Source organism: Evansella tamaricis (genome assembly GCF_019042215.1).
Taxonomy (GTDB): domain Bacteria; phylum Bacillota; class Bacilli; order Bacillales; family Salisediminibacteriaceae; genus Evansella; species Evansella tamaricis.
This window is the reverse complement of the sequence record NZ_JAHQCS010000182.1, coordinates 25,102-31,284: the sequence shown is the minus strand read 5'-3', so window position 1 is coordinate 31,284 and position 6,183 is coordinate 25,102. Positions and strand designations below refer to the sequence as shown.

The 6,183-nt window shown below is 36.1% G+C and carries 9 protein-coding genes; 2 read left to right on the top strand and 7 right to left on the bottom strand.

Features of this window, described 5'->3' with window-relative positions; all coding sequences use genetic code 11:
• Positions 1 to 548: 548 nt before the first annotated feature.
• The 5 genes from KS419_RS23155 to KS419_RS23135 all read right to left on the bottom strand — a co-directional run bounded on the left by KS419_RS23155 (position 549) and on the right by KS419_RS23135 (position 4,439).
• Positions 549 to 965 carry a TlpA disulfide reductase family protein gene (locus KS419_RS23155; protein WP_217069380.1) on the bottom strand — a complete coding sequence of 139 codons (417 nt, stop codon included), beginning with the start codon at positions 963 to 965 and terminating at the stop codon, positions 549 to 551.
• Complete coding sequence (locus tag KS419_RS23150) at positions 952 to 1,284, bottom strand: thioredoxin family protein (protein ID WP_217069378.1); 333 nt, start codon at positions 1,282 to 1,284, stop codon at positions 952 to 954. The genes KS419_RS23155 and KS419_RS23150 overlap by 14 nt, the downstream gene beginning before the upstream one ends.
• Positions 1,285 to 1,352: 68 nt before the next feature.
• The gene (locus tag KS419_RS23145; RefSeq protein WP_246594645.1) at positions 1,353 to 3,203 is read right to left on the bottom strand and encodes an SLC13 family permease; all 1,851 of its coding nucleotides are present in this window, start codon (positions 3,201 to 3,203) and stop codon (positions 1,353 to 1,355) included.
• Between the two features lie 226 nt (positions 3,204 to 3,429).
• Positions 3,430 to 4,011, bottom strand: a complete 582-nt coding sequence (locus tag KS419_RS23140; protein ID WP_217069376.1) for a cysteine hydrolase family protein — start codon at positions 4,009 to 4,011, stop codon at positions 3,430 to 3,432.
• Positions 4,012 to 4,178: 167 nt separating this feature from the next.
• Complete coding sequence (locus KS419_RS23135) at positions 4,179 to 4,439, bottom strand: DUF2524 family protein (protein ID WP_217069374.1); 261 nt, start codon at positions 4,437 to 4,439, stop codon at positions 4,179 to 4,181.
• Between the two features lie 179 nt (positions 4,440 to 4,618).
• On the opposite strand from KS419_RS23135, the gene KS419_RS25075 reads away from it, so the two are divergent.
• Positions 4,619 to 4,921, top strand: a complete 303-nt coding sequence (locus tag KS419_RS25075; RefSeq protein WP_246594644.1) for a CBS domain-containing protein — start codon at positions 4,619 to 4,621, stop codon at positions 4,919 to 4,921.
• Positions 4,922 to 4,974: 53 nt separating this feature from the next.
• Positions 4,975 to 5,247, top strand: a complete 273-nt coding sequence (locus KS419_RS25070) for a hypothetical protein (protein ID WP_246594622.1) — start codon at positions 4,975 to 4,977, stop codon at positions 5,245 to 5,247.
• A gap of 93 nt (positions 5,248 to 5,340) precedes the next feature.
• Here KS419_RS25070 and KS419_RS23125 read toward each other — a convergent pair whose 3' ends face one another.
• The gene (locus KS419_RS23125; RefSeq protein ID WP_217069372.1) at positions 5,341 to 5,817 is read right to left on the bottom strand and encodes a TcaA NTF2-like domain-containing protein; all 477 of its coding nucleotides are present in this window, start codon (positions 5,815 to 5,817) and stop codon (positions 5,341 to 5,343) included.
• Positions 5,814 to 6,179, bottom strand: coding sequence for a DUF1798 family protein (locus KS419_RS23120; RefSeq protein WP_217069370.1), 366 nt, complete (start codon positions 6,177 to 6,179; stop codon positions 5,814 to 5,816). Before KS419_RS23120 ends, KS419_RS23125 begins: the two co-directional genes overlap by 4 nt.
• Between the last annotated feature and the right edge of the window lie 4 nt (positions 6,180 to 6,183).

Genomic DNA, 6,183 nt, shown 5'->3' with positions numbered 1-6,183 from the left:
GCTTTCCTGTAAAGCACGGAAGGTAATTCTTTCTATCTCTTTCATTGTGATGTTAGGTATGGTATCTTTCATAGTAAGGGTCCTTTCTCTTTGTACAGTTGGTTTCTTGGTCGTTACTTACTATACAAAAAGAGGATCCTTTTTTCATGTGATGTGCTCACACCTACCGCGCTTTCGCTTGGTGTCCTTGGTGACGAGTGGGGAATAAAACCACTTCCCCACTCGTCACCAAGGTTACATATTCTTCCTTAACTTACTTTTTTTCCACCCACAAACATTTTACTCTAACGCCTGTGCAAAATGTGTAATGCGCAAGCGCCTAGGCTCACGAGCGTAGGGTAGTGGAGGAATGACAACTTGAAGTCCGCTTTTTGACTTCAGTTGTCACTTCCGAAGTGCCCCGTAGTGATTAGGAAGGAACTGAAAAAGTTTAAAACCACTTTTTCAGTTCCCATCGATTAAGCGATGGAGCTAGACAATGGGCGAAGATGCCAAAACTTATACATTTATCTTAAAAAAGGGGGGCCACTTTTTATGTGCCCCCCACTCTATAATACCTTACCTAATTCTTTCACGATATTCTGAAACGTTGATTTATCATTAAACCTAGCAACGATGTTGTGCTCTTTATTTAATAAGAAAGTTGTAGGAACTGACATACACTGGTATGCATCATAAACTTTTGTTCCAATATCCTGAAGGGAAGGGATAGATATTTTTTCTTTTTCATAGTATGTTAATGCATTTTTCTGATCGTATTCCCTTCCACTTACATTAATCAAAAGCATCTTCAATCTGTCTTTATCCATTGATTTATATAAGTGATCTTTCATTGGAATGTCTCTCTGGCAATCTGGACACCATGAAACCCAAAAAGTAATTAGAAGTGGGGTACCATGATAATCATTTAATGAAACATTCCCATTATCATATATAGAAGCTAATGTAAATTCAGGGGCTTTCATGTCTATCCGCACCTTGTCCTTTGATAAAATGATAAACGTTTGTTACTGATTGAAATGCATAAAGTTTCTCGTTGTACCCTTCTTTTTCTACTTTCAGTAAACAGGGTACACTGGTTATTCTCCAATGATCCACTTTTCCCTTTAACAAATTAATATCAACCTGATAAATGGGAGGTATCTCATCCATTGTTTCAACAATTAATAGGAATTCTTTGGCCAAATCACATGTTCCACATAAAGGAGTATAGAAAAATAGAAATACTGGCGAATGATGTTCCATCTGCTCTAGCAGTTCTGGCATTGTCCATAGCTCTTTCAAATTTACGTCCCCCCACACCGTTTCCCTTTATAACTAGTGTATTTGAGATGCTTGTCTCTTGTAAAGTATCATAAAGGAAAGAAGAACGGGATCGCAAAGAGCATGACAACTAACAGAACAATCTGTAATGGAATTCCTGCTTTAAAAAAGTCTTTAAAAGTATATCCTCCAGCAGTCATTACAAGAGCATTAGGTGGAGACGCTACCGGTGTTGCAAAAGCCATACTAGCGGCCACAGAAACCGCTATCAAAAATGGATAAGGACTTACTTGCAATTGAATTGCCGAAGTAATTGCAATTGGCGCAAATAAAACTGCTGTTGCAGTATTACTAATAAACTGGCTAAATATCATTGTACATAAATAAAATCCGCCCATGACAGCAACTGGCCCAAACCTTCCTAAGTTATTGACAAATAAATCGGATAAAAACTGAACACCACCTGTTTTTTCTAGGGCGATTGCCATAGGCAGCATTGCACCGAAGAGAATGACGCTTTGCCAATTAATTCTAGAATATGCATCATCCATATTTCGAAGACATCCTGTAAATACCATGGCCATGGCAGCAATTATAACTGCTGTCACTGCTGGGACAATTTCAAATGTCATCAAAAGTAACATACCCAACATGATTGCTCCTGCAATTGGTGCTTTTCCATTTGCTTTTGCTTGGGATGCTTCTTCACTAGTTTTTCCCACCACAACGACATGTTGGCTCTCTTGCGCTAACATTTCAATATTTTTCCACTCACCTTGAACTAATATAGCATCACCAAATTCTATTTTTTCATCGGCCAACGCCTGAAAAATACATTTCCCTTTCCTGTTCATTCCCAGGATGTTCAGACTGTGGCTTTCCGTCAATTGTAAATCACGTATTTTTTGATTCAAAAATCGGGAATAGGGTGTAAATAAAACTTCCGCCACTCCGTGTTCTTTCGTTATTAAACTATTTTGTTTATTATCTTCTGGAGGTAATAAAGTAACTTGGAAGTCATTTGCAAATTGTTTTATTTTGTCCTCATTACCTTCCACAAACAAAATATCAGACTCTTTGATTGTCGTATTTGCTCTAGCGCAAAACTTAAGTTGTTTAGACCTAAATGTGGTGTGTTCACTATCCATTCGCTCTATAAACAAAATGTATAGGCCATATTGACTGGGTAACCTTAAATCTTTTAGTTTTTTCTCCATCAAGTCAGTACCGGGATTTACTTGGATCCGCCACAATTTATCTGAAATATCATATAACTTCATTAATTTGGAAGGAGAAACATTATTTCCATCATTATTATTCATTTTATGATCAGGAACTATATATTTACCAAATAAGATCATAAAAATCATACCTGTTCCTAGTGCAACTAAACCTATCGGTGTAAAATCAAAAAATCCAAGTTTTTCATATCCATAGTCAACTAAAACTTGACTTACAATTAAGTTTGGTGGAGTACCGATTAAGGTTAATACCCCTCCTAAACTGCTTGCATAAGCCAATGGCATTAAAAACTTGGATGGGCTGGACTGCATTCTCATTGCAACACTAATAACCACTGGCATCATCATTGCCACTGTTCCTGTATTGCTCATAAATGCACTTAAAAATGCTACAACAAGCATGAGTAAAATTAGTAATTTTAATTCACTGCCGCCAGCCCATTTTATAACGAGTTTACCCGTACTTTCAGCGAGACCTGTTCGGAATATCCCTGCTCCAACAATAAATAGACCTGCTATCATGACAACGACACTGTTGGAAAATCCGCTTAAAGCTTCTCCTGTTGAGATTATTCCTGTTAACATTAATGCCATCATGGACATTAATGCCACAAGATCCGAACGTAGTTTATCCCAAATGAAGAGAATAATCGTCAGGATCAAGATAATGAAGGTTAAAACTAAATCCAAATTCAGCATTTGTACCACACCTTCTTCTAAAGAGTTATGTTAAAAAGCAATGTACTGCTTTTAAAACCCAAGAAACGGTGCACCATCTTCTGAAGTGTTTACATCTATCTATATAATAAGTTATTCACAATCATAAAAGGAGCCAATATTATTAACACATTATGAACTTTTTTCACATTCTATTCCACTAAAAGAAAACCTAACGATGTGTTTACGTTAGGTTAAAAAATATTCCTTAATTACCTTGGCTACTCCCATTTTCTGTCACTAATGCCCCTAAAGTATTTGCGAAATGACTTAATGCCCATGTATGTCCCTCAGGATTGAAGCTTTCCACAGCATCTTGATGGACTACGATTGAAAATCCTTTATTATAAGCATCTACTGCTGTATGTAGTACACAGATGTCCGTACAAACACCTACTAAATGTACTTCTTTTATTCCCCGTTCCCTTAACTTGATTTCAAGATTTGTTCCGGCAAAAGCACTATATCTTGTTTTATCAAGCCATTCATATTTACCTGTTCCATTATGAATGACTTCATCTAAATATTCACCCAATGACCCGTAAAGTTTCCTTCCTTTCGTTCCCCTCACGTTATGTGCGGGGAAGAGTTTTGTCTCCGGATGAAATGGGTCATTTTCTTCATGAACATCCACTGCAAAAACGACATATTCCCCATGCTCCATAAAATCTTTGGTAAGGGCCGTGATGCGGGATTCAATTGATTGCCCCCGTTCTCCGCAAGTCAGTTTACCATCATCCGCTACAAAGTCATTTGTATAATCTATTACTATTAGTGATTTCAATAACATCCCCTCCTGTACTTTATTCTATTATATTATATCATTCCTCATTATTAGGGGTGTAATTTTCAGAGTATGAAAAAACCTGTACTCCAAAGAGGGCACTGAAAAAAAGTGGTGTTTTTCCACTTTTTCAGTACCCTCTTCCCAAAGCACAGGTTTCTATTTCTCCTCCATCAAAGTCCTAGGATCATTCGATTTTGTAGATGCTGAAGCTGTTGTTGTAATCGATGTAATTGATCCCTCTGTTCCGCTGTAGCACTAATCAACATTTTTTCCAATTCCATATTTGCTTCCTCCAGTTGAAGTTGAGCTTTTGTAAACTCATCCCTGTCACCTGGTTCCACTCTATGGGATTCGGTTAACTGTTCTTCCGCTATAGACATCACATGCTGTATTTCCCTTACAGCACCCTGTAAGTAATCAGAATTAGTCATATCCTTCACCTCAATAATAAGGTAAGCATTTCCGTTTACAATTATTCAATTGAGATTAGATTCTATCAAATAAATTTCATGTAAGAAATATTCTTATAGTTTTTTCCAATTATATTCTTTTTCTTACATATTTCGTTTATAATATTGTTAAGCCTTTTGAGCGAAGGGAGAAGAGAGATATGAAGATTAAATATAACATTATACCAAAAGAAAATGTACGATTTGTTTTAGAAACATTTACAGTAAGAGAAGCACTGGAAGAATTGGAAGAAAGTGGTTACAGATGTATTCCAATTTTAGATGAAACAAAATCATTCTTTAAAGGAAATATTTATGCACAGGATATCTATCGAGCTATTGTGAAAGAGGCTGCATCTTGGGACGATTCCGTCATGGCACTCGCTGATGATAAAGAGGTATTCATCGATGAACAAGCCTCCTTTTCCGTGTTTTTACAAATATCAAAAAGTATCCTTATTTAGCTGTTTTACATGATGATGGTACATTTTCCGGTATATTGACCCATGTGAATGTCATGTCTATTCTGGAAGATTCTTGGGGGATTAAAACAGGAAGTTATACATTAACGATTTCGACCCATGAGTATCAGGGAGCACTTAGTACAATCGTTTCTTCTTTAAAGAAGTTAACAAGTATTCAAAGTATGCTTACATTAGATAATGAAAGTAAATTTTTCAGACGGGTTATCGTGACATTGCCGAGTAATACTACCGAAGAAACATTAAACAATGTAGTTGAACATTTGGAGTCAGAAGGTTTTCGAGTGTTTGACGTGGAGAAAATTTAATCCAATTAGGAATCCCTTATTTCGGGATTCCTTTTTTAAATGATATGAATGGATAGGATTTGGCACTTTCGTCCATAGGCGCTTGCGCTTTTCTTATTCTCTCCGTTCAATTTTTGTGATTCTTAACCCTTGATTTACTTCGGTTAAATAATACGATCTTTTTCTTTCTTCCATTAAAATCTCATCTGCTTGTCTCACTTCGATCAATTCTGTTCCTGTTATTCGCAAATCACCAAATTCATTTTTCTCTAATGTTATCTCACTGAAACTGAGGAGGGATTCCACCTTCCGTTCCGTAATAAGTTGTTGATGATTTCTCCGTTGCATATGATAAACATGACTATTTGCAATAAAATAACTTTCCATTATGGAATAAGTGTGATTTTCCAAACTTTTTTCCCACGAATCATAATACCCTTCCATAAATGTAGTTATTATATTATATTGGTTTGACTCTTCAATTTCCTCCCATTCCTCTGAATCGCAGGCATTAAGAACTATCGAAAAAAATATAAGAATTAGAATCGCAGCTTTTTTTATACCGACAGTTCTTTTCCAAACCGTAATCATGTCAACTCCTTATTTAATCCTGATAATGTAAAATCAATGGATTTATTTTGTTCGAGAAATCGCCGTTTTTTTGTGTCCCGCTGAAAACATGTTACCGATTGAATTTGTATATTTTCATGCGCGTCTTCCATCTGATGAGAATGGAGATATTTAGGCTTAAAGTTTTTAACATAATTCATCGCCAATTCAAGCCACTCGTCTGATAACTTTTTGACTTCATCCGCAAACGGTAAGATTGTCTCTTTAAAGTCAGCAATATCATCCTTTTTATGGTACGTATTAAAATACTTTAAAGATTGCGTGTTTTTTTCCAGTAACAATTCTGTTAGTTTCTTTAAACGCATTAATTGAAGTTCTGTCACACTT

Bases quoted from the DNA above. Each gene is read 5' to 3' on its own strand.
- KS419_RS25075 (WP_246594644.1), top strand. From the start codon at position 4,619: ATGAAGATTAAATATAACATTATACCAAAAGAAAATGTACGATTTGTT.
- KS419_RS23145 (WP_246594645.1), bottom strand. From the start codon at position 3,203: ATGCTGAATTTGGATTTAGTTTTAACCTTCATTATCTTGATCCTGACG.
- KS419_RS23125 (WP_217069372.1), bottom strand. From the start codon at position 5,817: ATGATTACGGTTTGGAAAAGAACTGTCGGTATAAAAAAAGCTGCGATT.
- KS419_RS23140 (WP_217069376.1), bottom strand. From the start codon at position 4,011: ATGTTATTGAAATCACTAATAGTAATAGATTATACAAATGACTTTGTA.
- KS419_RS23135 (WP_217069374.1), bottom strand. From the start codon at position 4,439: ATGACTAATTCTGATTACTTACAGGGTGCTGTAAGGGAAATACAGCAT.
- KS419_RS23155 (WP_217069380.1), bottom strand. From the start codon at position 965: ATGAAAGCCCCTGAATTTACATTAGCTTCTATATATGATAATGGGAAT.
- KS419_RS25070 (WP_246594622.1), top strand. From the start codon at position 4,975: ATGTCTATTCTGGAAGATTCTTGGGGGATTAAAACAGGAAGTTATACA.